The sequence below is a fragment of the Nitratireductor sp. XY-223 genome (assembly GCF_004959855.1).
In the GTDB taxonomy this organism is placed as follows: Bacteria; Pseudomonadota; Alphaproteobacteria; order Rhizobiales; family Rhizobiaceae; genus Hoeflea_A.
The window spans coordinates 1,276,463-1,301,140 of the sequence record NZ_SPNT01000001.1 but is presented as its reverse complement, the minus strand read 5'-3'; the positions used below and the strand labels follow the sequence as shown (position 1 = coordinate 1,301,140).

Sequence of the window (24,678 nt, the reverse complement as noted above, 5' to 3'; positions counted from 1 at the left end):
TCTGCTTTGATCAGCCTTCACGGCTCGCTTCTTCGCCTTCGAACATCTGGATAGGCTGGCCCGGCATTATCGTCGAGATCGCATGCTTGTAGACAAGCTGCGAATGGCCATCACGGCGCAGTAAAACACAGAAATTGTCAAAAGATGTGACCACGCCCGTCAGCTTTACGCCGTTAATCAGGAAAATCGTGAGGGGTACCTTTTGTTTTCTGACAGTATTGAGAAATTGGTCCTGCAGATTCTGTGAACGCTCCGCCATTGCGCCAGTTTTCCTTGTCCTTACCGGTTTTTTCTTCTTGTACGGCTGTACCTGAACTCCATCGCGGGACGATTTTTCCGTATCAGCTGTCTGTCTTCCGAGTACACACCACTTTGTTGGTTATCAAATCGACACCTAATCCGCAATCTTAAAAACGGCCTGTCTGACGCTATGGTTGAGCGTTCGTGACCTCCGTCGCTACCGGTTGTACCAATAGCGGATATTCAGGACCGCGAATATGACGAGCACCTCCAGGCGGCCGATGGTCATGAGCAGGATCGAGATCACGTAGGTGATCTTTTGCGGAAGTTCCTGAAAGGTCGGCCAGTCCTGCAAGGTTGCTTCGCTCGCCAGCGGCCGAAGCGCGTCGTAGACCGGACTGGCGTTGGAAAAGAACGAGACCGACATGACGATTGCCGCCTCGAAGCCCGTTGCCGTCAGGGCCAGCAGCATCGCACCGGTGCCGACAACAAGGACGGCGATGATGAAATAGGTCCAGATCGCCTGCATGGATTTGGGATCGATCAGGAGATCGCCGAACCGGTGGCGGTCGACGCTGTTCGGATAGATCAGCCGGTTGAGTTCCGCGATCGTGTATACCCACATGGCGCCGATGCGGAAGACCTTCACGCCTCCGGACGTCGAATAGACCCCTGCCCCGACAAAAATGATCGCCAGCACGACGACGCTCGGCAGCAACGCGATGACACCCGGTCGGGTTTCAATGCCGCTCGTAGCAACCAGCGATGACGCGGTGAAGAAACCCTCCTGCAGGGCCGCCAGGAGCCCTTCCCGCATCGAGCCGCCCGATACGTCCAGTATGCGGGCCGCATAGGCGATTGTGAGCGCCAGGATGACGGCGACGACGATTGTGGCCTCGAGATTGTTCTGGAAGATCCGCTTGGGCCGGCGCAGGATGTTGCGGCGCCAGAAGACACTCATCGTTCCAAGGCAAAGGCCGAGCGCCATGACCGTCGCGGCACCCCTGCCGATATTCTCCTCAAGCGGCCCGGTGAACGGCAGGAATCCGCCGGTCGCTGCCGAGATCATGCTCAACATCATCGCGTTCAGCGGGTTAACGCCGAACACCATCAATCCGAAAAAGACAAGACCGGTGATGATTCCGTACTGCAGCGCCAGCGTTCCGTAGGTTTCCAGCCGGAACAGCCCGTGATCCGGATTGGCCGAGAGCATGCGGCTGTCGGAGGTCTGCAGGCCGCCGAAACCGGCCGGCGCCAGGACGTGCACGATCGACGCTAGCGCGAGGAACCCGCCATACCATTCGGTGGAACTGCGCCAGAACAGCAGGCCCGCGGGCGCGTTTTCCCGCACCAGCACGGTCGCGCCCGAAGTGGTCAGCGCGCCGACGGCCTCGAACCAGGCCGGCAGGAAAGGAAGTTCCGCGAGCACGACATAGAACAGCCCGGCAATCAACGGCGTCACGGCCCACACGCCCACCAGTGCGAGGTAGGTAAAGGCCCGCTCAGTCTTCTTGACCCTGCCGGACAAAGCCGTGATGACAGCCACCGCCACGAAGCTGCCTACCGCGAACAGCAGCAGCATGTCGGTCGCCAGCGCCACCTCCGAATGCGCCACGGCCACGAGGATCGCCGGAACCAGCAGCGCGAGCAAACCGGAAACCGCCATGGTTATCAGGAATATTGCCCCGGCCATGATGCTCTAGAAAAACTCGAGACTGACGCGGAACAACTGCTCGACATGGCGAACCGAGTCCGCCTTGGCGAGCAGCACCACCCGGTCTCCGGTCTTGATCTTGCTGTCCCCGTCCGGGCGCATGACCGTGCCGTCGCGATAGAGCGCACCCAGGCGAATTCCATGCGGCAGATCCAGTTCCCGAAGTTCCCTTCCGACAATCGGAGATGTTTCAAGCGCTTCGGCCTCGATGACCTCCGCCGCGCCCTGTTGAATACTGTGCACTGCCAGGATACGCCCGCGCCGCACATGTTGCAGGATGCGCGATATCGTCACGGCCCGCGGATTGACCGAGGCATCGATGCCCAAAGTCTTGGTGAAGTCCAGGAATGCCGGGCTGTTGATGAGCGTGAGGTTGGCCTTGCAGCCGAGGCGCTTGGCCATCACGCTCGACAGAATGTTGACCTGGTCGTCATTGGTCAGCGCCACCATCAGGTCGGCATCCTGGATATCCGCCTCCACCAGGATCTGCTGGTCCAGCGACGAGCCGTTGAGCACGACCGTACGGCTGAGATCGTCGGCAATGCTGACCGCCCTCTCGCGGTCGTACTCGATGATTTTGACCTTCGTGCGCGGCTGCCGCTCCTCGATCGTTTTGGCGACAAAGAAGCCGATATTGCCGCCGCCGGAAATCACGATCCGCGTCGCTTCCGGTTCTTCGTGCCCGAACAGGCCGAGAGTCCGCCGCACGTGGTTGCGATCGCAAATCACGAATGCCAGGTCGCCGGTGATCAGCTGATCGGACGAATGCGGCACGATCAGGTGCCCGTCGCGCCACACGCCGACCACGGTCGCCGTCAGGTCCGGGAAAAGATCGCTAAGCTGCTCCAGCGGCGTGTTCACGACCGGGCAGTCCTCGAGGCATTCGATGGCGACCATCGTGATGGAATCGTCGGAAAACCGCACGGCGTCGTTGGCGCCGGGCAGCGCGATGCGCCGCAGCACCATCTGGCCGACCTCGATTTCGGGCGAGATGATGACATCGATGGGCATGTGCTCGCGCGAGAAAAGGTCCGAATAGTGCGAGGCAAGATAGCTTTGCGCCCGGATGCGGGCGATCTTCGTCGGCACATTGAACAGGGAATGCGCCACCTGGCAGGCCACCATGTTGACTTCGTCGTAGAGGGTTACGGCGATGATCATGTCGGCCTGGTCGGCACCGGCCTGGGCAAGCACTTCCGGATGCGCGCCGTGCCCGACATATCCCCGCACGTCGAGCGATTCGCGGATGGCGTGGATCAGCGGAGGCGACGTATCGATCACCGAGACGTCGTTGTCTTCGGTGGAAAGGCGCTCGGCAATACCGTAGCCGACGCGCCCCGCCCCGCAGATGATCACTTTCATGCCGTCCGGTCCTCAGCTCGCTCTGGTAAAATTCGTCCCTTGCGAATCTTATAGACCAAGCGTTTTCAGCTTTCTATGCAAAGCGGACCGTTCCATCCCGACGAATTCCGCGGTTTTCGAGATATTACCGCCGAACCGGTTGATCTGGGCGACGAGATATTCGCGCTCGAAAAGCTCGCGCGCTTCGCGCAGCGGCAGCGTCATGACGTGGTTTTCGTCCTGACCAGACACATTGGGAAGCATCTCCCCGATTTCCTTCGGAAGCATGTCGGCCGTGATGGCATCACAGCTGGCATCGCTGCGCGTCAGGATCATCAACCGCTCGATATTGTTCCGCAGCTGGCGAATGTTCCCGGGCCAGTCATGCGCCTGCAGGACCGCCATGGCGTCATCGCCGATGGGGCGCACCTTGATGCCCACCTGTTCGCTGATCTGCTTCATGAACTGGTCGACCAGGAACGGGATGTCCTCGCGCCGTTCCGCCAGCGAGGGCACCCGGACCGGAACCACCGCAAGCCGGTGATAAAGGTCCTCGCGGAAATTGCCTTCGCCGATCAGGTGCTCGAGATTGCGCGACGTGGATGAAATGACCCTGATGTCGACACTGACGCGCTTCGAACCGCCGACGCGTTCGAATTGCTGGTCGACGAGAACCCGAAGGATCTTGTTTTGCGTCCCCTGCGGCATATCGGCGATCTCGTCGAGGTAGAGAATACCGCCATGGGCCTCCTCGAGCGCGCCGACCTTGCGTTCCTGGCCGTTTGCCGTTTCCGTGCCGAACAGGGCGATTTCCATGCGCTCCGGCGTGATTGCGGCGGCGTTCAGCGCGACAAACGGTCCATCCTTTCGGGAGGAGTGCCTGTGGATCAGCCGTGCCACCAGCTCCTTTCCGGAACCGGACGGCCCGAGGATCATTACGCGGCTGTTTGTCGGCGCGACCTTTTCGATAAGCTGCCGAAGCTGCGATATTGCAACCGAGGTTCCGGTCAGGTCGACGGGATCGCCGGACCGGCGCTTCAGCTCGTCGACCTCCCTTTTCAGGTTGGATGTCTCAAGCGCCCGTTCCGCGACCAGAACCAGCCGGTCCGCCTTGAAGGGCTTTTCGATGAAATCGTAAGCGCCGCGCCGGATAGCAGACACCGCTGTTTCGATGTTCCCGTGTCCGGATATCATCACCACCGGCAAATGCGGGTGCCTGGCCTTGATCTCATCCAGCAGCGCGAGCCCGTCGAGCCGGCTTCCCTGTAGCCATATATCGAGAAACACAAGCCGCGGAACACGCTCGGCGATCGCCCGCAGCGCGCTGTCGCTGTCTCCTGCGGTGCGTGCCTCGTGCCCTTCATCGGACAGAATACCGGAAACCAGTTCCCGGATATCCTCCTCGTCATCGACAACAAGAATGTCAGACGCCATCTGCCCCTACTTCTCCCATCGTATTTGAGCCGCTTTGTTCGGGATCTGCCGGAAGGACAACGCGGATCATCGCACCGCCGCCCGGATCGAACTCCCTTGGTGCGTCGTGCAGTTCGAGCACGCCGCCGTGTTCGTCGATAATCTTCTTCACAATGGCCAAACCGAGGCCTGTGCCCTTCTCCCGCATGGTCATGTACGGTTCCAAGATGCGGTTGCGGTTTTCCACTGGAAGCCCCTTGCCGTTGTCCATGACATCGACCCGGATCATCCCGTCCGCTCCACGCGCGGCCCGTACCAGGACCTTCCGCCCCTGGCGTTCCAGATCCGCGCCGACGGAATCAATCGCCTCCGTGGCATTCTTGATCAGGTTCCCGAATGCTTGCCCAAGCATGCGCGAATCGAAAAAACCCGTCAGCGGTTCTTCACCAAGTTGGCGTTCAAATTCGATGTCATTGCGACTCATTTCGCGAAGAAAGATCGCATCCTTCAGGATTTCACGCAGATCCTGCTTCTCCTTCGCCGGCTTCGGCATACGCGCAAAGGCGGAAAACTCGTCGACCATCCGGCCAATGTCCTCAACCTGACGGACTATGGTGTCGGTGCATTGATCGAACACGTCCCGATCGTCGTCGGAAATCTGCTTGCCGTAACGCCGCTTGATGCGCTCGGCGGACAACTGGATCGGCGTCAGCGGGTTCTTGATCTCATGGGCGATGCGCCGTGCCACTTCGGCCCAGGCGGTCGACCTTTGCGCTATGACCAGATCGGTGATGTCGTCGAGCGTGATGACGTAGGACTCCATGCCCTGGTGCGGGCGCTCCTGCGTCGCCTGGACGTTGAGCGTGCGCTCCGAGCCGTTGCGCATGACAGTGATCTGGCTGCGGTATTCCTGGCGGTGCCAGATGGCCGCGCTGGCAAGCACCGGCGCCACCTCCGGCGCCACATCCGACAGTTGCTTGCCGACCAATGCGCCCTGATCGACACCCAGCATGATTTCGGCGGACCGGTTTGCAATGGAAATGTAGCCGTCATCGTGTACGCCGATAACACCCGCCGTGACACCCGAAAGCACCGCTTCGGTAAACCGGCGGCGCTCGTCCATTTCGTCTCGCGCCGAGATAATTTCATCACGTTGAACACGAAGTTCCTCGGTCATATTATTGAATGTCTTGGATAAATTACCGACATCTCCGTCGGATGCCTTGACCGGGACGCTGACTTCGAGATTGCCGCTGGCAACATCGTCTGCCGCGCCGATCAATTGCCGGATGGGACGAACGATGCGGTCGGCAACGGCAATCGCCGTCCAGATCGCCGAAAGCAGGACGATCAACGCAAATCCGAGGTAAAGGATTGCGAAGGCAAGCTGAATCGGCCGCCGGTCCTCCTCCAGCGCGCGGTATTCCTCGGTGTTCTCTTCCATCAGCCGCATCGAGCGGATCACGTTGGGATCGACGGCACGGATCGTATAGAGGAAGGCACCGGGGATGTTCTGCAGCTTGATGACCGCGCCCACGAGATTGGTCGAGCCCGGCGGGATTAGCGCCGGCTCGCCTCGCGCCGCCGCTGTAAGCGCCCCCGTCGGCACACCCGGCAGCGGATTGTCCGTCTTGATATCGGCTTTGACGATAACGCTGCCGTCTTCCCTGATCACGCTGGCAGCCAGAAGTCCGCGGCCGATGGCCTGCCTTGTGACCAGCACATTGAAGCCTGTCCGGTCGAGGCTGTAGAGCGTACGCGCAGAATCGAGATCGTTTGCCATGGACACGGTCTGCCCCTGGAGGTACCGAGCGTTCTCGTTCACATAGGCCTGGGCAACGCTGAGCGAAGAATTGACGATTTCCTTGGTGCGCAGCGAAAACCAGCGGTCGAGGCCGATGTCGAGCGTGATGCTGGCGACAATGGCAACGAGGATCGCCGGCAAGATAGCAACGACGCTGAACAAACCGATTATGCGGACATGAAGCCGCGATGCCGCCCGCCCGCGCCGGCGCGCTGCCAGAATATTGGCGACCTCGCGCATGATAAGGCCGATCAGGGCGAGCACGAAGATCAGGTTGACGATAACAGCGGCCAGCACCACCTCATTGCGGGGCGCGATCGGCGTCAGGCCCATCAGGATGACAAATGAGACAATGGCGCACACCAGCGCGCAACCGACGATAATGACCCCTGGCAGCGCCAGCAGTCTCCGTCGATCGGCCTTTTGGGCAGGCGGAGGGGACGATGTCCCGTCCGCAGAGGAAATTGTGCCGCCGACTGTCATCGGATCCCCAGCAGTTACTCGCACATTGGCTCTATGACATGACTTGTCACAGCGTTGCCTTGTTGCAACGCTTTGTGGCGAAAATGCAACTGTCCTGGGCGTTGGTCAAGCGCTTCTTGGAGCACGGTAAACAGAAACACCAAGTTCTCGTATTTTTTTTCGTAAAGTATTTCTGTTCAGGCCAAGTAATTCAGCCGCCTTTATTTGATTTCCCTGGGTTGCAGTCAGTGCCGCGAGAACCAGCGGATGCTCGACTTCTTCCAGGACGCGGTGGTAAAGCCCCGGCGGCGGCAGTTCGGAGCCGAACTGGGCGAAATAGCGCCGCATATTGTCCTCGACCGCCTGGGAAATCGTGGCATTGGCACCGATCCCCCCGATGGCGCTCGCCGCCTCACCGCCGCTCTCGCTTTTGAGCTCCGATTCGACGATTTCCGCGGTGATGGCATCCTGCGGGTATAGCGCTGTGATTCGGCGGACGAAATTCTCGAGCTCGCGCACATTGCCCGGCCACGGATAGCTCTTCAGCCTGTCCAGCGCGGAGGCCTCGAAGCGCTTCGGCTGCAGCCCCTCCTTTTCCGCCTCGCTGCTGAAGTGACGCACCAGGTCAGGGATGTCCTCCGCCCGGTCACGCAAAGGCGGAAGCCGCAAAGGCACGACATTGAGGCGATAAAAGAGATCCTCGCGAAACAGGCCCTGATTGATCGAGGTCTTCAGGTCCTTGTTCGTCGCCGCCACGATGCGCACGTCGGTACGGATCGGCGTCCGGCCGCCCACGGTCGTGTACTCGCCCTGCTGCAACACGCGCAGCAGCCGCGTCTGTGCATCCATCGGCATGTCGCCGATCTCGTCCAGGAAGAGCGTGCCGCCCTCGGCCTGTTCGAAACGGCCGCTGGAACGGGTCTGCGCGCCGGTGAAGGCGCCCTTTTCATGACCGAACAGTTCCGATTCGATCAGGTCCCGCGGAATGGCCGCCATGTTGATGGCAACGAAGGGGCCGTTGCGGCGCTTGCCGTAGTCGTGCAGCGCCCTGGCCACCAGTTCCTTGCCGGTCCCTGATTCGCCGGTAATCATCAGCGTCAGGTCCGTCTGCATGAGACGTGCAAGCACCCGGTAGATTTCCTGCATTGCGGCCGACCGGCCCACCAGGGGCATACCTTCGCCGAGATCATCATCCGCGCTGCTGGCAACCGATTTGGGTTCCGACAATGCCCGGCCGACGATCGCGATCATCTCCGTCAGGTCGAACGGCTTCGGCAGATATTCATAGGCGCCGCGCTCCGATGCCTTGATCGCCGTCATGAAGGTGTTCTGGGCACTCATGACCAGCACGGGAAGGTCCGGCCGTGCCTTCTTGATTCGCGGCAGAAGATCGAAAGCGTTCTCGTCGGGCATCACCACGTCGGTCACAACGAGATCGCCTTCGCCGGCGGCTACCCAACGCCACAATGTCGCGGCATTGGAGGTGATGCGCACATGATAGCCGGCCCGTGACAGCGCCTGGTTGAGCACCGTCCGGATCGCCGCATCATCGTCGGCGACCAGTATGGTTGCTTTGCTCATCTCTATGTCTCTCCGGCCGTTGCATTTTCGTCTTTGGAAGCGGGCATGAGGATGCGGAACGTCGTTCGGTCGTTCTGGCTGTCGCATTCGACGATTCCACCGTGGTCGCCGACGATTTTGGCGACCAGCGCCAGGCCGAGCCCCGAGCCGTTGATCTTGGTGGTGATGAACGGATCGAACAGGTGCTGCAGGATGTCGGAGGGAACGCCCGGCCCGTTGTCCTGCACGCAGAATTCCAGCGGCAGCGACACGCGCTCGCTGGCGCCCGGAATGGACAGCCGGATGCCCGGGCGGTAAGCGGTCGTCAGGGTTATCTCGCCGTTGGACTGCGACGTCAGGGCCTCGCTCGCATTTTTGATGAGGTTGAGAAAAACCTGAACCAGCTGGTCCCGGTTCGCGAAAACCGGCGGCAGGGATGGATCGTAGTTCTCGACGATCTTGATCTTCTTGGCGAAGCCCGCGGAGGCAACGGCCTTCACGTGGTCGAGGACGGCGTGGATGTTGACCGGCTCCCGGTCGACGGGCCGTTCATCGGAAAATATCTCCATCCGGTCGACAAGGGATACGATCCGGTCGGTCTCATCCCTGATCAGCCGCGTCAGCGCCCGGTCCTCGTCCGTCACCGAGGCCTCGAGCAATTGCGATGCGCCCCTGATGCCCGAAAGAGGATTCTTGATTTCATGGGCGAGCATCGACGCAAGACCGGTCACCGAACGGGCGGCCGAGCGATGCGTCAGCTGGCGGTCGATCTTGTCGGCCATGGAGCGTTCCTGGAACAGCACGACGACGGACCCGTTCTGGTCGGTCACGGGCGCGACGTAAAGGTCGACAAGCCGGTCGCTTCCGAGTTTCGGGGAACTCACGTCGACCCGGTATTCATTGACCGGCGCGCGGCGTTCGCGCACCTGGTCGATCAGGGCGAGAAGCGGACTGCCGAACGGAATATAGGTATCGAGCTTGCGGCTCGAAAGCTGCGCGCGGCTTGCACCGAAAAACGATTCCGCCTCCCCGTTGGCGTAGGAGATGTGGCTCGCCTCGTCGATCATGATGACAGGGTGCCGGATGGCGTCCAACACGACACTCGCCGCCTCGCCGACAAGGCCGGCTTCCTTCGCCTGCAGTGTTGTCATGCGGCTGCCCTGCCGGGTTGAATCCCGTCGCACCGTGTGTCGAATGCCTGTCGCAGATCGCGGACAACGGCCTCGTGGTCCGTGCCGGTCATGATCCGCGCCTTCAGGTCCGACGGGCAATCACTTGCGTGCAGTGCCAGATACCAGCCGAGATGCTTGCGGAAATGCCGGACGCCGACCTCCGGCCCGTGGTGTTCCAGATTCATGGCGTAGTGCTCGATCACAAGATCGAGTATCGCGTCCGGCGAGCTCGGTGCACTGTCATGACCGGCAAGCTGACCGACCAGCCACGGCCTGCCCTGGGCCCCGCGCCCGACCATGACGGCGTCCGCGCCACTCAAGGAGACGATTCGTTCCATGTCCCGTCTCGATTCGACATCGCCATTGGCAACGAGCGGGACCGAGATGGCCTCGCGCACGGCGCGGATGGCGGCCCAGTCCGCGCGGCCCTTGTAGAACTGACTGCGGGTGCGCCCGTGGACCGTGATCATCCGGGCACCCGATTGCTCGGCCCGTCGCGCCAGTTCCGGCGCGTTGATCGAGCTTTCGTCCCAACCGAGGCGCATCTTCACTGTCACCGGAACGCTGACGGCGCGTACCGTCGCATCAATGAGTTCGATGGCGTGATCGAGATCGCGCATCAGTGCCGACCCGGAATAACCGCCGGTCACCTTTTTCGCGGGGCAGCCCATGTTGATGTCGATGATGTCGGCGCCGTTGGCCTCGGCGATCCGCGCCGCCTCGTCCATCCATCTGGCTTCCCTGCCGGCAAGCTGGACCATGTGCGGTGAAATGCCCTCGCCCCTGAGCCGCGACCACGATTCCTTGCGGTCGCACACCAGTTCCCGGCTGGCCACCATTTCGGTGACCACGAGGCCGGCGCCATGGCGCCAGGCCAGCCTTCGAAACGGCAGGTCGCTGATACCCGACATCGGGGCCAGAACGGCCCGGTTGCGGATTTCGACGTTTCCGATATTGAAAGGTTGTTCAATCATTTCACATGCACGAAAAAGAGGCACTGCTCATCCTTGCATAGTTTTTATGCATTCGCCAACAAAAAACAAGACAGATCACCAGAAAGGATGCTGGTCAAAACAGCGCGGGACGGCTACAGCAGGCAGGCTTTGTCCAAACGTAGTTGGCGAACATGTCGGAAACCGGAAGCATTGGAGCGGTCATCGTCGCCGCCGGACGCGGCGAGCGCGCCGGAAACCCCGAGGATGGTCCGAAACAGTACCGTTCCATCGGCGGACGCGCGGTTCTCGCATGGACGCTCGAAGCGTTTCAGAATCACCCGCGCATCGGACAGATCGCCGTTGTTATTCATCCGGACGATCATGCGCTCCTTTCCCGCTCCGCCGAGCAAACAAACGCACGTTCCAGCCTGATCGTCGTGGAAGGCGGCGCCGAGCGGCAGCAATCGGTCCTCCGGGGCCTGGAGGCCCTCGAGGAAGCGGAACTCGCCCATGTCCTCGTCCATGACGGCGTTCGCCCGTTTGTCAGCAGCGCCGTGATCGACCGCGTTGTCGAGGCGCTGGAAAGCGGTGAACAGGCGGCATTGCCGGTGGTCGCCGTGGCTGACACGTTGAAGAAATCGATCACCGGCGAACATGTCGACGGCACGATATCGCGAACCGGTCTCTACGGCGCCCAGACGCCGCAGGGCTTCGCCTACTCCGCAATCCTCGATGCCCACCATGCCGCGGCCGGGGCAAACATGTCCGATTTCACGGACGACGCCAGCATCGCCGAATGGTCCGGACTGTCCGTCGCGCTGGTCGATGGCGAACCGGACAATGTGAAACTGACGACCGCGAGGGATATGACCGTGGCCGATGAGAAACTGAAGTCTCGTGAATACACGGCGGGACTGCCCGATGTCCGCACCGGCAACGGCTATGATGTCCACGCGCTTGTTGCGGGCGATCGCGTGATATTGTGCGGCATCGAAATTCCGCACGACCAGGCGCTATCCGGACATTCCGACGCGGATGTCGCATTTCATGCCCTGACCGACGCCCTGCTGGCGACGTGCGGCGCGGGCGATATCGGCGATCATTTTCCGCCGAGCGATCCGCAATGGGCCGGCGCGCCCTCGCGCATCTTCCTCAAACATGCCGCCGATATCGTCGCATCGGCAGGCGGTTCGGTCATGAACGCGGACGTCACGTTGATTTGCGAAGCGCCGAAGATCGGACCGCACCGCGATGCCATGCGTCACAGCCTCGCCGAGGTTCTCGGCATTGCCGTCGACAGGTGTTCGGTGAAGGCGACCACGAACGAGAAAATCGGGTTTGTCGGCCGGCGCGAGGGCATAGCCGCCATTGCCACGGCGACCGTCGTTTACAGGAGCACCGACAATGGCTGATCTGGCAGGCATGGCGCAAAGCCTCGTTCTTGACATGACCCGGGCCGGCAAAATGGTGGCCACCGCCGAATCCTGCACCGGTGGCCTGATCGCCGCGACGATAACCGAAATCCCCGGCTCCTCGGCCGTGCTCGATCGCGGCTTTGTCACCTATTCGAACGAAGCCAAGGAAGAGATGATCGGTGTCTCCGTTGCCACGCTGCAGGCCCACGGCGCCGTATCCCGCGAGACCGCGGTCGAAATGGCGGAAGGCGCCCTCGCCCGCTCAAAATCCGACTACGCGGTATCCGTCACCGGCATTGCCGGTCCAGACGGCGGCACCGTCGAAAAACCCGTCGGGCTGGTTCATATGGCACTCGCGCGCCGCAACGGCGCGACCGAACATACGGAGTTGAGGTTCGACGACCTTGGCCGCGCTTATATCCGCGAGGCAACGGTCAAGAAGGCCCTGGAGGCGTTGATCAAGGCGCTTTGACGCCTACAGCGCCCTTTGCAGGTCCTCGGCGTTGAGAACCGGCTGAATCTCGATGGACGCATCGAGGGCCGCAAAGAGCGGCTCGTTGATAACAGGCATGCGCGCCTGGTCGGACTCTTCGAAAATCACGATGCCCATGCGTTTGCCGTCCTCGAGCGCGAAATAGGACGCCTCGGCCTTGACGGTTTCGACCAGCCTGGCGATGGCCGGCCCGAGCGTGCCGTCCTTCTCGGCCTGGTTGCCTTTTTCGACGGGTATCGTGAATTTCAGCATCAAACGCATCGCGTCCTCCAGTGATCCGGGTGGCCTATTGTCTTAGATATGCAACCCGTGGCCGAGCGCAAGCATGGCGGCCTCCTGAATGCCCTCGCCCTGCGTCGGATGGGCGTGGATGGTCGACGCGATATCCTCGAGGCAAGCGCCCATTTCGAGGGCCAGCGCGAAGGACGACGCAAATTCGGAAACATTCTTGCCGACGGCCTGGATACCGAGCACCAGCTCATTGTCCTTGCGCGCGACAACCCGCACGAAGCCGGATTCAGCGCCGAGCGTCATCGCCCGCCCGTTGACCGGCAGCGGGAACTTGCCCACCGCGACCTCGTGGCCCGCTTCGCGGGCCTCTTCGGGCGAAAGACCGACGGAAACCACCTCGGGATCGGTAAAGCAGACCGCGGGGATCGCCGCCGGTTCAAATGTCCGGCGCTTGCCGGCGATCAGCTCGGCGACCACCTCGCCCTGGGCCATCGCACGGTGCGCCAGCATCGGCTCGCCGGTCACATCGCCGATGGCAAATACATCGGTCATGGACGTTCTGCACTCCTCGTCGATGGCGAGGAAACCGTTGTTCATCGTCAGCTGCAGCTCCCGCAGCCCCCAGCCGTCGAGGCGTGGTTTCCGCCCCACGGTCACGAGTACCTTGTCCGCGTCGACGGTGAATGACTTGCTGTCAGGGCCGGTCGCTTCCAGCGCTGTGCCCTTCTTGTTCATGCCGCCCGCATAGGTGTTGAGATGGACATCCACGCCGAGCTTCTTCAGTTGCCGGGTGACAGCCGTGCCGATTTCCTTGTCGTATTGCGGCAGCAGCCGGTCCGTCGCCTCGAGCACGGTCACCTTCGAGCCCATCTTGGCGAATGCGGTGCCGAGTTCCAACCCGATATAGCCGCCGCCGACGACAACGAGCCGTTTCGGCAGCTCCTCCAGCTTCAAGGCCTGGGTCGAGGATATGACGTTGCCTCCGAATGGCAGCGCTTCGAGTTCGATCGGTTCCGAACCCGGCGCGAGCACCACGAACTTGGCCTTGATCTGCGTGTTTTCCTTTTCGCCGGCAATGCTGCAGGTCTTGCCGTCACGCATGCGGGCCTGGCCGTTGATGACGGTTACGCCCGCCTTCTTCAGCAGTGCCTCGACGCCCCGGTTCAATTGGCCGACAATGCCGTCCTTCCATTCCATGGCGCCGACCAGGTCGAGGACCGGGTCCTTGACCGAATAGCCGTGTGCCTCGCCTTTCGATGCCTTGACGGCCTGTTCGAATTCGTCGGCGACATGGATGATGGCCTTGGAGGGAATGCAGCCGACATTCAGGCACGTGCCGCCGACCGATTTCTTCTCGACCAGGATCGTATCGAGCCCCAGCTGGCCGGCACGGATGGCCGCCACGTAGCCGCCCGGACCGCCGCCGATGACCAGCACTTCGCAGGACAGATAATTCATTTACGGCTCCATGAAGAGAGTTGCCGGCGTTTCCAGCGAACGGCGAATGTGCTGTATGAACTCGGCCGCGTCCCAGCCGTCGACGATCCGGTGATCGAACGATGACGACAGGTTCATGATCTTGCGCGGCACGAAGGCGCCGTCCTGGTAGACCGGCCGCATGGCGATCTTGTTGACGCCGACAATCGCCACTTCCGGACTGTTGATCACCGGCGTCGAGACAATGCCGCCGATGCTGCCGAGACTGGTCAGCGTGATCGTCGATCCGGTCAGTTCCTCGCGGGTGATCGTCCCGTCCCGCGCCGCGGCGGCCAGCCTCTGCGCCTCTTCCGCGAGGTTCCAGATATCGCGCGCCTCGGCGTTGCGCACGACGGCCACCATCAGCCCGTTGGCCGTCTGCACCGCCATGCCGATATGGGCGGCGCCGAACTCGCGCAGGATGCCCGCCTCATCGTCGAAATGGGCACTGAGTTTCGGGTAGGTCCGCAGCGCCTTGACCATGGCGCGCATGATGAACGGCAGAAGCGTCAGCTTCGGCTGGTCCGGACGCCGCGTCTCGTTGAGGTGATGACGGAGCTCCTCGAGTTCCGTCATGTCCACCTCGTCGACATAGGTGATGTGCGGAATGCGTTTCTTCGCGTCCTGAAGCCGCTCGGCGATCTTGCGCCGCAATCCGATGACCTTGGTCTCGGTGATCGTATTGTTTGGCTGGAACGAGCTCGTTACCGGTTCCGCCTTGCCGGCGATATAGGCGTCCAGGTCTTCGCTGAGGATGCGGCCGGCGGGACCGCTGCCGCGCACATAGACCAGTTCGATGCCGGCATCCATGGCCCGCTTCCGCACGCTGGGCGCGGCCAGCGGCCTCTCGCCTTCCGGCCGCGGCGGCCCGTTCGTCGCCGGCACCCTTCGCGGTGCGGCCGGTGCCGGGCCTGCAGCGGCAGGCCGAGCAGGCTCTGCTTTCGCAGGTGCGGCTTCGACCGGTGCCTCGGCCGCCTCTTCGCTCGCTTCCGCCACCGGGGGCGGTTCTTTCGCGGCGGGCGGCGGTGGCGCCTTTTCCACCGGGCTGTTGCCTGCGCCCTCGACCTCAATCGAGACGATGGCCGAGCCGACCGCCGTCATCTGGCCGACCTCGCCCTCGATCGAGACGATCTTTCCCTCGACCGGCGACGGGATCTCGACGGTCGCCTTGTCCGTCATCACCGCCGCAAGCACATCGTCCTCACGCACGGTGTCGCCGACCGAAACGTTCCATTCGACGATCTCGGCTTCGGTGATACCCTCGCCGACATCCGGCATCTTGATCGTGTGGACGCCCATCACATCGCCTCCGTCAGCTCTTTGAGTTCACGGCCGACACGTGCCGGTCCCGGAAAATAGTCCCACTCCTGCGCATGCGGATAGGGCGTGTCCCATCCGGTCACGCGCAGGATCGGTGCCTCGAGGCTGTAAAAGCAGTTCTCCTGGACCTGCGCAGCAATCTCCGCGCCGAACCCGGAGGTGAGCGTCGCCTCGTGCAGCACCATGCAGCGGCCGGTTTTCGTGACCGATTGGGCGATCGTTTCGATATCCAGCGGCAGCAGCGTCCGAAGGTCGATGATCTCGGCGTCGATCCCGGTCTCCTGGACAGCGGCCTCGGCGACAAAGCACATGGTTCCGTAGGTCACGATGGTAGCCGCGCTGCCTTCCCGCCGGATCGCCGCCTTGCCGATCGGCAGCGTGTAGTGCCCCTCCGGCACGTTGCCGAGCGGATGGGTCGTCCAGTTCTGCGCGGGGCGCTCGTGGTGGCCGTCGAACGGCCCGTTGTAAAGCCGTTTGTGCTCGAAGAACACAACCGGATCGTCATCTTCAATGGAGGCGATCAAAAGGCCCTTTGCATCATAAGGTGTTGAAGGAACGACGGTTTTCAGTCCCGAAACATGCGTGAACAGCGCCTCGGGGCTCTGGCTGTGCGTCTGGCCGCCGAAGATGCCGCCGCCGACGGGGCTGCGGATGGTGATCGGCGCCGTGAAGTCGCCGGCGGAGCGGTAACGGATACGCGCCGCCTCCGATACGATCTGGTCGTAGGCCGGGTAGATATAGTCGGCGAACTGGACCTCGATACAAGGCCGCAGGCCGTAGACCGCCATGCCGATGCCGGCGCCGACAATGCCGCTCTCGTTGATCGGACTGTCGAAAACGCGCGAGGCGCCGTACTTCTTCTGCAAGCCGGCCGTGCAGCGGAACACGCCGCCGAAATAGCCGACGTCCTCGCCGAACACCACGACATTCTCGTCACGTTCCATCGTCACGTCCATGGCGCTGCGGATGGCCTCGATCATCGTCATCTGGACCATGGTCACACCCCCAGCTTCTGGCGTTGTGCGATCAGGTGCGGCGGCATTTCCTTGTAGACGTCCTCGAAGATATCGCGGGCGCTCGCTCCGCCGCCCATGACGCCGTAGGATTCGGCCTCCTTGGCGGCGACGCGCATTTCCTCGTCGAACTCGGCTTCCGCCTGGGTGTGCCGTTCTTCGGTCCACAGGCCGATTTTGATCAGATGGTTCTTGAGCCTGAGAACCGGATCGCCGAGCGGCCAGGCCGCCGATTCCTCGCGCGGTCGGTACTTGCTCGGATCGTCCGATGTCGAATGCGGCGCCACCCGATAGGTGACCCACTCGATCATCGTCGGCCCGAGATTGCGCCGGGCCCGCTCGATCGCCCATTTGGAAACGGCGTGAACCGCCATGAAATCATTGCCGTCCACCCGCAGGGACGGGATGCCATAGCCGAGCGCGCGTTCGGCAAAGGTCGCCTGGTCACCGCCGGCGATCCCCTGGAATGACGAAATCGCCCACTGGTTATTGACGATGTTCAGCACCACCGGCGGCTGGTAGACCGAAGCATTGACCAGCGCCGCGTGGAAATCGCTTTCCGCGGTCGATCCGTCACCGATCCAGGCCGCCGCGATTTTCGTGTCGCCCTTGATGGCGGATGCCATCGCCCAGCCGACGGCGTGGATGTATTGCGTCCCGAGATTGCCGGAGATGGTGAAGAAGCCGTGCTTCTTAGAGGAATAGAGCACCGGCAGTTGCCGGCCGTGCAGCGGATCCCGCGCATTGGAGAGGTTCTGGCAGATCATGTCGACCACGGGGTAGTCCTGGCACAGGAGCAACCCCTGCTGTCTGTAGGTCGGAAAATTCATGTCGCCCTCGGACAGCGCGAGCTGCTGGCCGATGGCGATCGCCTCCTCACCGGTGCATTTCATGTAGAAGGAGGTCTTCCCCTGACGCTGCAGCGTCATCATCCGCTCGTCGAATGCGCGTGTGCGCAGCATGGACCGCAGCCCGTGCAGCAATGTCTCCTTGTCAATCTCTTCGGCCCATGGCCCGACGGCTTCACCTTCGCGGCTCAGCACCCGGATCATCGTCGTCGCCAGATCCTTGATGTCATTGGCGTCGGTATCGACACCGGGCTTGCGGACGGTGCCCGCCTTCGGCACCTCGAAATCTGAAAAATCCGGTTCGTCGCCCGGGCGGACCGGTGGTTCGGGCACTTTGAAGGAAAGCGGTCCGTAGTCGTTCATAGGTGTCTCGCTTTCTGGTGAGCCGCGCCTCGGCGCCGGCAACCGTTAATTACGACAACAATACTGACCTATATGATGCGCCGGTTGGGCACACCCGACAATAGCGCCTTTGAAATTGGATTGTATATGGCGCGACCTGTGGATGGTCGTTACGGAAATTGCGCGAAAGCCGCCCGTTTTGTTTTTTCGTTTCGCGCGCTCGCAGCAATTGTGCGCTGCAGCATGAAATCAGCCGTAAATCGCGTCGGCGCGCTGTTCGAATGCCTCGGCGAATTTATGGAACGCCCGGTCGAACATCGTGCCCATCACGGCACCCAGCATGCGGCTCTTGAACTCGTAATCGATGTGAAAGGAGACGTCGCAGCCGCCGTTGCCCGCGGGCTCGAATCCCCAGCGGTTGTTGAGATACCGGAACGGTCCGTCGAGATATTTGACATCGATGACGGAGTCCTCCGGGCTCAGCAGCACCTGGCTGGTAAACGTCTCCCGGATGGCCTTGTAGCCGACGGTCATGTCGGCAACCAGCAGCGTCTTGGTGCCGCGTTCCTTGCGGTTGCGGACCTTCAGCGCGTCGCACAAAGGCAGGAATTCGGGATATTTCTCGACATCGGCGACAAGCGCGAACATGTGCTCCGGTGTGTGGGCGACAAATCGCTTGGTGTCGAATTTCGGCATGTCGCGAGGGGTCTGCTAGATCGAAAGGCCGCGCCGCTCCGCACGCGCGGCCTGCAGCTTGGCGAAGTCGTCGCCGGCATGGTGGGACGAGCGCGTCAGCGGGCTCGCCGACACCATAAGGAAACCCTTGGAATAGGCGATCGTCTCGTAAGACTTGAACTCGTCCGGCGTGACGAACTTCTCCACCTTGTGGTGCTTGCGCGTCGGCTGCAGATACTGACCGATGGTCAGGAAATCGACGTCGGCGACGCGCAGGTCGTCCATGAGCTGGAGCACCTCGTTGCGCTCCTCGCCGAGCCCGACCATGATCCCGGATTTCGTGAACATGTCCGGATCGAGTTCCTTGACCCGCTGCAGGAGCCGGATCGAGTGGAAGTAGCGGGCGCCCGGCCGCACCGTCAGATAGTTGGACGGCACGGTTTCCAGATTGTGGTTGAAGACGTCCGGACGTGCTGCGACGACGGTTTCCAGCGCGCCGTCCTTGCGCAGGAAATCGGGCGTCAGGATCTCGATGGTCGTTTCCGGCGAAGCCTCGCGGATCGCGCGGATCGTCTCGACGAAATGCTGTGCGCCGCCGTCGGCAAGATCGTCCCGGTCGACCGATGTGACGACCACATGCTTGAGGCCCATCTGATGGACGGCCTTGGCAACGTTCTCGGGTTCGTTCGGATCCAGTGCCGTCGGGCGTCCGGTAGAGACGTTGCAGAAGGCGCAGGCGCGGGTGCAGATTTCACCCATGATCATGAAGCTGGCGTGCTTTTGCTGCCAGCAACTGCCGATATTCGGGCAGCCGGCCTCCTCGCAGACGGTCACCAGGTTGTTGGATTTCACAATGTCGCGGGTTTCCAGGTAGCCCTTGGACGTCGGCGCCTTGACCCGGATCCAGTCGGGCTTGCGCGCGACCTCGTTGTCGGGCCGGTGGGCCTTCTCCGGGTGGCGCACGCGCGGCTCGCGCGCAACCGTATCGACAACAGTGACCATCTCGAGTGTCCTTAAATCTGCGTCAGCGGCCCGCCAGAAGTGCGAACAGCCAAAGCACGATAATAGCGCCGACGGTCGCAACGATCAGCGTCCCGACGAAACCGCCATATGAAATACCGACCAGCGGCGCCAGATATCCGCCCACGACAGCGCCGATGACGCCGACAACCAGGTTCTTGATCAGCCCGTGGTTCCTGTTCATGACCTTCTCGGCAATGAAACCGGCGATCAGACCAATCACGAGAAATGCCAACCAGCCCATATCCGCTCTCCTATTTAAGAATCCTGCCTAAGCATTCAATGCGCGGCCATAGGCGTCAAGCACGCTTTCCTTCATCATCTCAGATAGGGTCGGGTGCGGGAAAACCGTATGCATGAGCTCTTCTTCGGTCGTCTCCAGGTTCATCGCGACGACGAATCCCTGGATCAGCTCGGTGACTTCGGCCCCGACCATGTGCGCGCCCAGGAGCTGGCCGGTTTTCTTGTCGAATATCGTCTTGACGAGACCCTTGTCCTCGCCGAGCGCAATCGCCTTGCCGTTGGCGCTGAACTGGAAACGGCCGACGCGAATGTCGTATCCGGCGTCCTTGGCGGCGGCTTCCGTCAGGCCGACGCTTGCCACCTGCGGGTCGCAATAGGTGCAGCCGGGGATCATGTTCTTGTCCATCGGATGAACGCCCGGGACGCCGGCGATCTTCTCGACACAGACGACGCCCTCGTGTTCGGCCTTGTGGGCAAGCATCGGCGGGCCGGCGACGTCGCCGATGGCATAGATGCCCTCGACATTGGTCTTGCCGTATCCGTCGATGACGATACAGCCGCGGTCGGTCTTGACGCCGAGCGCCTCCAGGCCGAGATTTTCGATATTGCCCTGAACGCCCACCGCCGAGATCAGCCGGTCGGCGGTGATTACCTGGGTTTTGCCGTCCTTCGTCTCGACATGGGCCGTGACGCTGCTGGCCGCTTTATCGACCTTGGTCACCTTCGCATCGGTGATGATTTTCAGCCCGGCCTTTTCGAGCTGCTTGCGTGCGAGGCCTGAAATTTCCGCATCCTCGACGGGCATGATGGTCGGCATCAGTTCGACGACGGTCACGTCGACACCGAGCGCGTTATAGAAACTCGCGAATTCGATACCGATCGCGCCCGAACCCATGACAACCATGGACTTTGGCTGTTCCTGCGGCACCATCGCCTCGAAATAGGTCCAGATCAGATTGCCGTCCGGCTCGATGCCCGGAAGCGATCGCGGACGCGCACCCGTGGCAACAATGACGTGTTTTGCCTGATAGGTGCCCTCGCCCAGCGTGTTCTTGGGCACCGGATGCTGCGGCTCCATCGGCTTCTTGGTCGGCTTGCCGACAACGATCTCCGCCGGCGCCCCGCCCTTGGCGGCCTTGCTCAGCTTCGCCTCGCCCCAGATGACATCGACCTTGTTCTTCTTCATCAGGAATCCGACGCCGCCGTTGAGCCGGCCCGACACGCCGCGCGAGCGCTGAACGACCGCCTTGATATCGGCGGAGATTTTTCCTTCCAGTTTCAGGCCATAGCTGTCGGCATGTTCCGAAAAATGCAGGATTTCCGCGGATCGCAGCAGCGCCTTTGTGGGAATGCAGCCCCAGTTCAGGCAGATGCCGCCCAGATGCTCGCGCTCAACGATGGCGGTCTTGAAGCCTAGCTGAGCCGAGCGGACCGCGGTTACATAGCCACCCGGACCGGACCCGATGATGATGACATCATAAGTATTGGACACGCTTCGTCTCCTGGTTTCGGGGCATGGCCACACCATGCCTTACTGTGCACCGGCGTTCGGTTGCGCTGCCGGTCATTGATGGGCGGCCCGCCCCGCGGACCGCGAAATTCTGCTCTACCGCCCGGCCCGGCGGTCCGGATCAGCTCTTGCGCAGGGCAAACCCGGTCAACAAAAGGGCGACGCCGTTGAAGGTCAGTTCCACGCCGAGGAAAAGACCGAGCACCGAGGCCGCCGCCCAGGGAAAGTTGGAGAAGATGATGACGCCGAGAACGATCGACAGAACGCCCGAGACCGTCACCCAGCCCCACCCGGCGGCGGGGCGCATCGACATGGAATAGGCGATCTTTGCGCCGCCCAAGAAGAACAGCAACACGCCGACGACGATTGTCAGCGAGACCGCGCCTTGAACCGGATAGCCGACGAGAATGGCACCGACCAGCAGTGTCAGGATGCCGACGCCAAGGGTCCACAGGAACCCGCCCGAGCCGCGCGACGAGAAGGCCTGTGCAATCTGCACGATGCCGACGAAGATGAACATGAACCCGGCCAGGTAATCGACCGTCAGGGTTGCGGCGAAGGGATTCGCGAAACAGAAAAACCCGCCGATAATGGAGATGATGCCGATGGCGATCAGCCAGCCCCAGGCCGCCTTCAGCTTCTCTACGGCCTCTTCGATGTCCTTTTTGTCAATCGGGTCCGCCATTGCCGTGTCCTCTCCTCAATTGGTTGAAATGCAACAGCTATACCAGCATTGCGAAGGGATTTTCCACATATCCCTTGAATGCCGCGAGAAGCTCGGCGCCCAGCGCGCCGTCGACGGCGCGGTGGTCGGTCGACAGCGTCACGGACATGACCGTCGCAATGGCCAGCGCTCCGTCCTTGACAACCGGGCGTTGTTCGCCCGCGCCGACAGCAAGGATCGTCGCATGCGGCGGGTTGATGACAGCGGAGAACTCCTTGATGCCGAACATGCCGAGATTGGACACCGCGGTCGTGCCGCCCTGGTACTCCTGCGGCATGAGCTTGCGCTCGCGCGCCCGCTTCGCCAGATCCTTCATCTCGTTGGAGATCACCGACAGCGGCTTGACCTCTGCCTCACGCACAATCGGCGTGATCAATCCGCCCGGGATCGAAACGGCGACACCCACATCCGAATGCTTGTGACGCACCATGTTGCCCTCGGTCCAAGACGAGTTGGCCTCCGGCACGTCGCGCAGTGCCAGGGCCATCGCCTTGATGACGAAATCGTTGACCGAAAGCTTGAAGGCAGGCTTTTCGTCATGCACCGGCGCGGAATCGTTGAGCTGCTTGCGCAGTGCCAGCAACGCATCGAGCTGACACTCGATGGTGAGGTAGAAATGCGGCACGTTCTGCTTCGATTCCACCAGCCGCTTGGCGATGGTCTTGCGCATGTTGTCATGCGGGATGAGATCGTAGGACCCATCCTCGAACAGCTTCAGGATCTGCTCGTCCGACGGCGCTGTCGGTGCAGCCGCAGGTGCGGCAGCCGGTGCGGCCTTGCCGACACCGCCGGCGATGGCTGCGTCGACGTCGCGGCGGATCACCCGGCCGTGTGGGCCGGTTCCCGTGACGGCTGCAATGTCGATGCCCGCATCCTTCGCGATCCGTCTTGCGAGCGGCGAAGAAAACACACGGTTCGCACCCGATTGCGGCGCAGCGGGCACTGGGGCGGCTTCGGCCGACGCAGGTGCCGGCGTCGGAGCCGGCGTGCTGCCGTTCGGCTTTGGAGCCGCGGCGGGTGCCGGAGCAGCCGCCGGTTCGGCGGCGGGTGCCGCGCTGGCGGCGGCGGATACGTCCTCGCCCTCCTCGGCGAGAATGGCGATCGGCGCGTTGACCTTGACCCCCTCAGTGCCTTCCGGAACCAGGATCTTCGCGACGACACCCTCGTCGACCGCTTCGACCTCCATCGTCGCCTTGTCGGTCTCGATCTCGGCGATCACGTCGCCGGAGGAAACGCTGTCGCCCTCCTTGACCAGCCATTTGGCGAGATTGCCTTCCTCCATGGTCGGAGAAAGCGCGGGCATGGTGATATTGATCGGCATCTTCGCGCCCTCCCCTAGGCCGTGTAGGTGACGGCTTTGACCGCGTCGACGACTTCGGCGACATTCGGCAGAGCCAGCTTTTCAAGATTGGCCGCGTAGGGCATCGGAACGTCCTTGCCGGCGACGGTCAGGATCGGCGCATCGAGATAGTCGAAGGCCTGCTGCATAACCCGTGTGGCGATTTCCGTTCCGACGGAGCTTTGCGGAAAGCCCTCCTCGACGGTCACCAGGCGGCCGGTCTTCTTGACCGACTCGATCACCGTCGGCAGGTCCATCGGACGGATGGTGCGCAGGTCGATGACCTCCGCCTCGATGCCCATGCCCGACAATTCCTCGGCCGCCTGCTCGGCATAGGTCATGCCGATGCCGAACGAGACGATGGTCACGTCGTTGCCGGCCCGGTGGATGCGTGCCTTGCCGATCGGCAAAACGAAATCGTCCAATTTCGGCACGTCGAACGTGTGGCCGTAGAGGATCTCGTTCTCCAGGAAGATGATCGGGTTGGGGTCGCGGATCGCCGCCTTCAAAAGACCCTTGGCGTCTGCAGCCGTGTAGGGCATGACAACCTTGAGGCCCGGCACATGGCTGTACCAGGACGCGTAGCACTGGGAGTGCTGCGCGGCGACACGCGCAGCGGCGCCGTTCGGGCCGCGGAAGACGACCGGCGCATGCATCTGGCCGCCGGACATGTAGCGCGTCTTCGCAGCCGAATTGATAATCTGGTCCATCGCCTGCATGGCGAAGTTGAAAGTCATGAATTCGACAATAGGCTTGAGGCCCGCCATCGCCGCACCGACACCGACGCCGGCAAATCCGTGCTCCGTGATCGGCGTGTCGACCACACGGCGTGCGCCGAACTCGTCGAGCAGCCCCTGCGTTACCTTGTAGGCCCCCTGATATTCGGCGACTTCCTCGCCCATGACGAAGACATCGTCGTCGGCGCGCATTTCTTCCGCCATCGCGTCGCGCAGCGCCTCGCGCACCGTCGTCGGCACCATTTCGGTGCCCGCCGGAATATCCGGGTCGGACGGAACCTCGGCCGTCGCAGGCGCGGCTGCTGCGGGTTCGGCGGCGACCGGGGCCGGCGCTTCGGCCGGTGCCGGCGCCGGGGTCGCGGCAGGCGTTTCGGTTCCGATGTCGGCGGCGGTCTCGCCGTCGCCGAGCAACACGGCGATCACCGCGTTGACCTTGACGCCCTCGCTGCCCTCGGGCACGACGATCTTGCCGATCGTGCCCTCGTCGACAGCTTCGACCTCCATCGTCGCCTTGTCTGTTTCGATTTCCGCAATGACGTCGCCCGAGGTGACACTGTCGCCCTCGTGTTTGAGCCATTTGGCGAGTGTGCCCTCTTCCATGGTCGGCGAGAGCGCTGGCATAAGAATATCGATCGGCATTTCGTCTCCCCC

General features: G+C 62.2%; 22 protein-coding genes. 2 read left to right on the top strand and 20 right to left on the bottom strand.

Annotated features, from left to right (window positions below; all coding sequences use genetic code 11):
• Positions 1-10: 10 nt before the first annotated feature.
• From hfq to dusB, 8 genes are all read right to left on the bottom strand, one after another.
• Positions 11-259, bottom strand: a complete 249-nt coding sequence (gene hfq / locus E4M07_RS05895) for an RNA chaperone Hfq (RefSeq protein ID WP_136657327.1) — start codon at positions 257-259, stop codon at positions 11-13.
• A gap of 198 nt (positions 260-457) precedes the next feature.
• A complete protein-coding gene (locus tag E4M07_RS05890) occupies positions 458-1,933 on the bottom strand; it encodes a TrkH family potassium uptake protein (RefSeq protein WP_136657326.1) in 1,476 nt (491 codons plus the stop codon).
• 6 nt (positions 1,934-1,939) lie between these two features.
• A complete protein-coding gene (gene trkA, locus E4M07_RS05885; RefSeq protein ID WP_136657325.1) occupies positions 1,940-3,316 on the bottom strand; it encodes a Trk system potassium transporter TrkA in 1,377 nt (458 codons plus the stop codon).
• Positions 3,317-3,364: 48 nt separating this feature from the next.
• Positions 3,365-4,729: a sigma-54 dependent transcriptional regulator gene (locus E4M07_RS05880; RefSeq protein ID WP_136657324.1), complete on the bottom strand. Its 1,365-nt coding sequence runs from the start codon at positions 4,727-4,729 to the stop codon at positions 3,365-3,367.
• On the bottom strand, positions 4,719-6,995 hold the full coding sequence (locus tag E4M07_RS05875; protein WP_136657323.1) for a PAS domain-containing sensor histidine kinase: 2,277 nt from the start codon (positions 6,993-6,995) through the stop codon (positions 4,719-4,721). Before E4M07_RS05875 ends, E4M07_RS05880 begins: the two co-directional genes overlap by 11 nt.
• A gap of 105 nt (positions 6,996-7,100) precedes the next feature.
• Entirely contained in the window at positions 7,101-8,555 is a 1,455-nt protein-coding gene (gene ntrC, locus E4M07_RS05870; RefSeq protein ID WP_136657322.1) for a nitrogen regulation protein NR(I), read from the bottom strand.
• 2 nt (positions 8,556-8,557) lie between these two features.
• Positions 8,558-9,685, bottom strand: a complete 1,128-nt coding sequence (locus tag E4M07_RS05865) for a nitrogen regulation protein NR(II) (RefSeq protein WP_136657321.1) — start codon at positions 9,683-9,685, stop codon at positions 8,558-8,560.
• Positions 9,682-10,680, bottom strand: coding sequence for a tRNA dihydrouridine synthase DusB (gene dusB / locus E4M07_RS05860; RefSeq protein WP_136657320.1), 999 nt, complete (start codon positions 10,678-10,680; stop codon positions 9,682-9,684). Before dusB ends, E4M07_RS05865 begins: the two co-directional genes overlap by 4 nt.
• A gap of 152 nt (positions 10,681-10,832) precedes the next feature.
• On the opposite strand from dusB, the gene E4M07_RS05855 reads away from it, so the two are divergent.
• Positions 10,833-12,053, top strand: a complete 1,221-nt coding sequence (locus E4M07_RS05855) for a bifunctional 2-C-methyl-D-erythritol 4-phosphate cytidylyltransferase/2-C-methyl-D-erythritol 2,4-cyclodiphosphate synthase (RefSeq protein ID WP_136657319.1) — start codon at positions 10,833-10,835, stop codon at positions 12,051-12,053.
• Entirely contained in the window at positions 12,046-12,528 is a 483-nt protein-coding gene (locus E4M07_RS05850; RefSeq protein ID WP_136657318.1) for a CinA family protein, read from the top strand. The genes E4M07_RS05855 and E4M07_RS05850 overlap by 8 nt, the downstream gene beginning before the upstream one ends.
• A 3-nt stretch (positions 12,529-12,531) precedes the next feature.
• Here the strand turns inward: E4M07_RS05850 and E4M07_RS05845 are convergent, their stop codons facing one another.
• From E4M07_RS05845 to E4M07_RS05790, 12 genes are all read right to left on the bottom strand, one after another.
• Positions 12,532-12,810 carry a hypothetical protein gene (locus E4M07_RS05845; protein WP_136657317.1) on the bottom strand — a complete coding sequence of 93 codons (279 nt, stop codon included), beginning with the start codon at positions 12,808-12,810 and terminating at the stop codon, positions 12,532-12,534.
• A gap of 33 nt (positions 12,811-12,843) precedes the next feature.
• Positions 12,844-14,238, bottom strand: coding sequence for a dihydrolipoyl dehydrogenase (gene lpdA, locus E4M07_RS05840; RefSeq protein ID WP_136657316.1), 1,395 nt, complete (start codon positions 14,236-14,238; stop codon positions 12,844-12,846).
• The gene (locus E4M07_RS05835; RefSeq protein ID WP_136657315.1) at positions 14,239-15,555 is read right to left on the bottom strand and encodes a dihydrolipoamide acetyltransferase family protein; all 1,317 of its coding nucleotides are present in this window, start codon (positions 15,553-15,555) and stop codon (positions 14,239-14,241) included.
• Positions 15,555-16,571 (bottom strand): alpha-ketoacid dehydrogenase subunit beta, encoded by a 1,017-nt coding sequence (locus E4M07_RS05830; RefSeq protein ID WP_136657314.1) that lies wholly within the window; start codon positions 16,569-16,571, stop codon positions 15,555-15,557. The genes E4M07_RS05835 and E4M07_RS05830 overlap by 1 nt, the downstream gene beginning before the upstream one ends.
• Before the next feature lie 2 nt (positions 16,572-16,573).
• On the bottom strand, positions 16,574-17,800 hold the full coding sequence (locus E4M07_RS05825) for a 3-methyl-2-oxobutanoate dehydrogenase (2-methylpropanoyl-transferring) subunit alpha (protein WP_136657313.1): 1,227 nt from the start codon (positions 17,798-17,800) through the stop codon (positions 16,574-16,576).
• Positions 17,801-18,028: 228 nt separating this feature from the next.
• Positions 18,029-18,475, bottom strand: coding sequence for a type II toxin-antitoxin system RatA family toxin (locus E4M07_RS05820; protein ID WP_136657312.1), 447 nt, complete (start codon positions 18,473-18,475; stop codon positions 18,029-18,031).
• A gap of 15 nt (positions 18,476-18,490) precedes the next feature.
• Positions 18,491-19,456, bottom strand: a complete 966-nt coding sequence (lipA, locus tag E4M07_RS05815; RefSeq protein ID WP_136657311.1) for a lipoyl synthase — start codon at positions 19,454-19,456, stop codon at positions 18,491-18,493.
• Positions 19,457-19,478: 22 nt separating this feature from the next.
• Positions 19,479-19,718 carry a GlsB/YeaQ/YmgE family stress response membrane protein gene (locus tag E4M07_RS05810; protein WP_136657310.1) on the bottom strand — a complete coding sequence of 80 codons (240 nt, stop codon included), beginning with the start codon at positions 19,716-19,718 and terminating at the stop codon, positions 19,479-19,481.
• Between the two features lie 27 nt (positions 19,719-19,745).
• Positions 19,746-21,209 (bottom strand): dihydrolipoyl dehydrogenase, encoded by a 1,464-nt coding sequence (gene lpdA / locus E4M07_RS05805; protein WP_136657309.1) that lies wholly within the window; start codon positions 21,207-21,209, stop codon positions 19,746-19,748.
• Between the two features lie 139 nt (positions 21,210-21,348).
• Positions 21,349-21,912 carry an HdeD family acid-resistance protein gene (locus tag E4M07_RS05800; protein ID WP_136657308.1) on the bottom strand — a complete coding sequence of 188 codons (564 nt, stop codon included), beginning with the start codon at positions 21,910-21,912 and terminating at the stop codon, positions 21,349-21,351.
• Positions 21,913-21,949: 37 nt separating this feature from the next.
• Positions 21,950-23,272: a pyruvate dehydrogenase complex dihydrolipoamide acetyltransferase gene (locus E4M07_RS05795; protein ID WP_136657307.1), complete on the bottom strand. Its 1,323-nt coding sequence runs from the start codon at positions 23,270-23,272 to the stop codon at positions 21,950-21,952.
• A 14-nt stretch (positions 23,273-23,286) separates the two neighbouring features.
• A complete protein-coding gene (locus E4M07_RS05790) occupies positions 23,287-24,666 on the bottom strand; it encodes a pyruvate dehydrogenase complex E1 component subunit beta (RefSeq protein ID WP_136657306.1) in 1,380 nt (459 codons plus the stop codon).
• Between the last annotated feature and the right edge of the window lie 12 nt (positions 24,667-24,678).

What these genes read in the sequence shown, in the direction of transcription:
- E4M07_RS05800 (WP_136657308.1), bottom strand. Translation starts at nt 21,912, where the DNA reads ATGGCGGACCCGATTGACAAAAAGGACATCGAAGAGGCCGTAGAGAAG.
- E4M07_RS05850 (WP_136657318.1), top strand. Translation starts at nt 12,046, where the DNA reads ATGGCTGATCTGGCAGGCATGGCGCAAAGCCTCGTTCTTGACATGACC.
- dusB (WP_136657320.1), bottom strand. Translation starts at nt 10,680, where the DNA reads ATGATTGAACAACCTTTCAATATCGGAAACGTCGAAATCCGCAACCGG.
- E4M07_RS05845 (WP_136657317.1), bottom strand. Translation starts at nt 12,810, where the DNA reads ATGCGTTTGATGCTGAAATTCACGATACCCGTCGAAAAAGGCAACCAG.
- E4M07_RS05795 (WP_136657307.1), bottom strand. Translation starts at nt 23,272, where the DNA reads ATGCCGATCAATATCACCATGCCCGCGCTTTCTCCGACCATGGAGGAA.
- E4M07_RS05810 (WP_136657310.1), bottom strand. Translation starts at nt 19,718, where the DNA reads ATGGGCTGGTTGGCATTTCTCGTGATTGGTCTGATCGCCGGTTTCATT.
- ntrC (WP_136657322.1), bottom strand. Translation starts at nt 8,555, where the DNA reads ATGAGCAAAGCAACCATACTGGTCGCCGACGATGATGCGGCGATCCGG.
- lpdA (WP_136657316.1), bottom strand. Translation starts at nt 14,238, where the DNA reads ATGAATTATCTGTCCTGCGAAGTGCTGGTCATCGGCGGCGGTCCGGGC.
- E4M07_RS05835 (WP_136657315.1), bottom strand. Translation starts at nt 15,555, where the DNA reads ATGGGCGTCCACACGATCAAGATGCCGGATGTCGGCGAGGGTATCACC.
- E4M07_RS05865 (WP_136657321.1), bottom strand. Translation starts at nt 9,685, where the DNA reads ATGACAACACTGCAGGCGAAGGAAGCCGGCCTTGTCGGCGAGGCGGCG.
- E4M07_RS05825 (WP_136657313.1), bottom strand. Translation starts at nt 17,800, where the DNA reads ATGAACGACTACGGACCGCTTTCCTTCAAAGTGCCCGAACCACCGGTC.
- E4M07_RS05820 (WP_136657312.1), bottom strand. Translation starts at nt 18,475, where the DNA reads ATGCCGAAATTCGACACCAAGCGATTTGTCGCCCACACACCGGAGCAC.
- trkA (WP_136657325.1), bottom strand. Translation starts at nt 3,316, where the DNA reads ATGAAAGTGATCATCTGCGGGGCGGGGCGCGTCGGCTACGGTATTGCC.
- E4M07_RS05830 (WP_136657314.1), bottom strand. Translation starts at nt 16,571, where the DNA reads ATGGTCCAGATGACGATGATCGAGGCCATCCGCAGCGCCATGGACGTG.
- hfq (WP_136657327.1), bottom strand. Translation starts at nt 259, where the DNA reads ATGGCGGAGCGTTCACAGAATCTGCAGGACCAATTTCTCAATACTGTC.
- E4M07_RS05890 (WP_136657326.1), bottom strand. Translation starts at nt 1,933, where the DNA reads ATGGCCGGGGCAATATTCCTGATAACCATGGCGGTTTCCGGTTTGCTC.
- E4M07_RS05875 (WP_136657323.1), bottom strand. Translation starts at nt 6,995, where the DNA reads ATGACAGTCGGCGGCACAATTTCCTCTGCGGACGGGACATCGTCCCCT.
- E4M07_RS05790 (WP_136657306.1), bottom strand. Translation starts at nt 24,666, where the DNA reads ATGCCGATCGATATTCTTATGCCAGCGCTCTCGCCGACCATGGAAGAG.
- E4M07_RS05880 (WP_136657324.1), bottom strand. Translation starts at nt 4,729, where the DNA reads ATGGCGTCTGACATTCTTGTTGTCGATGACGAGGAGGATATCCGGGAA.
- E4M07_RS05855 (WP_136657319.1), top strand. Translation starts at nt 10,833, where the DNA reads ATGTCGGAAACCGGAAGCATTGGAGCGGTCATCGTCGCCGCCGGACGC.
- lipA (WP_136657311.1), bottom strand. Translation starts at nt 19,456, where the DNA reads ATGGTCACTGTTGTCGATACGGTTGCGCGCGAGCCGCGCGTGCGCCAC.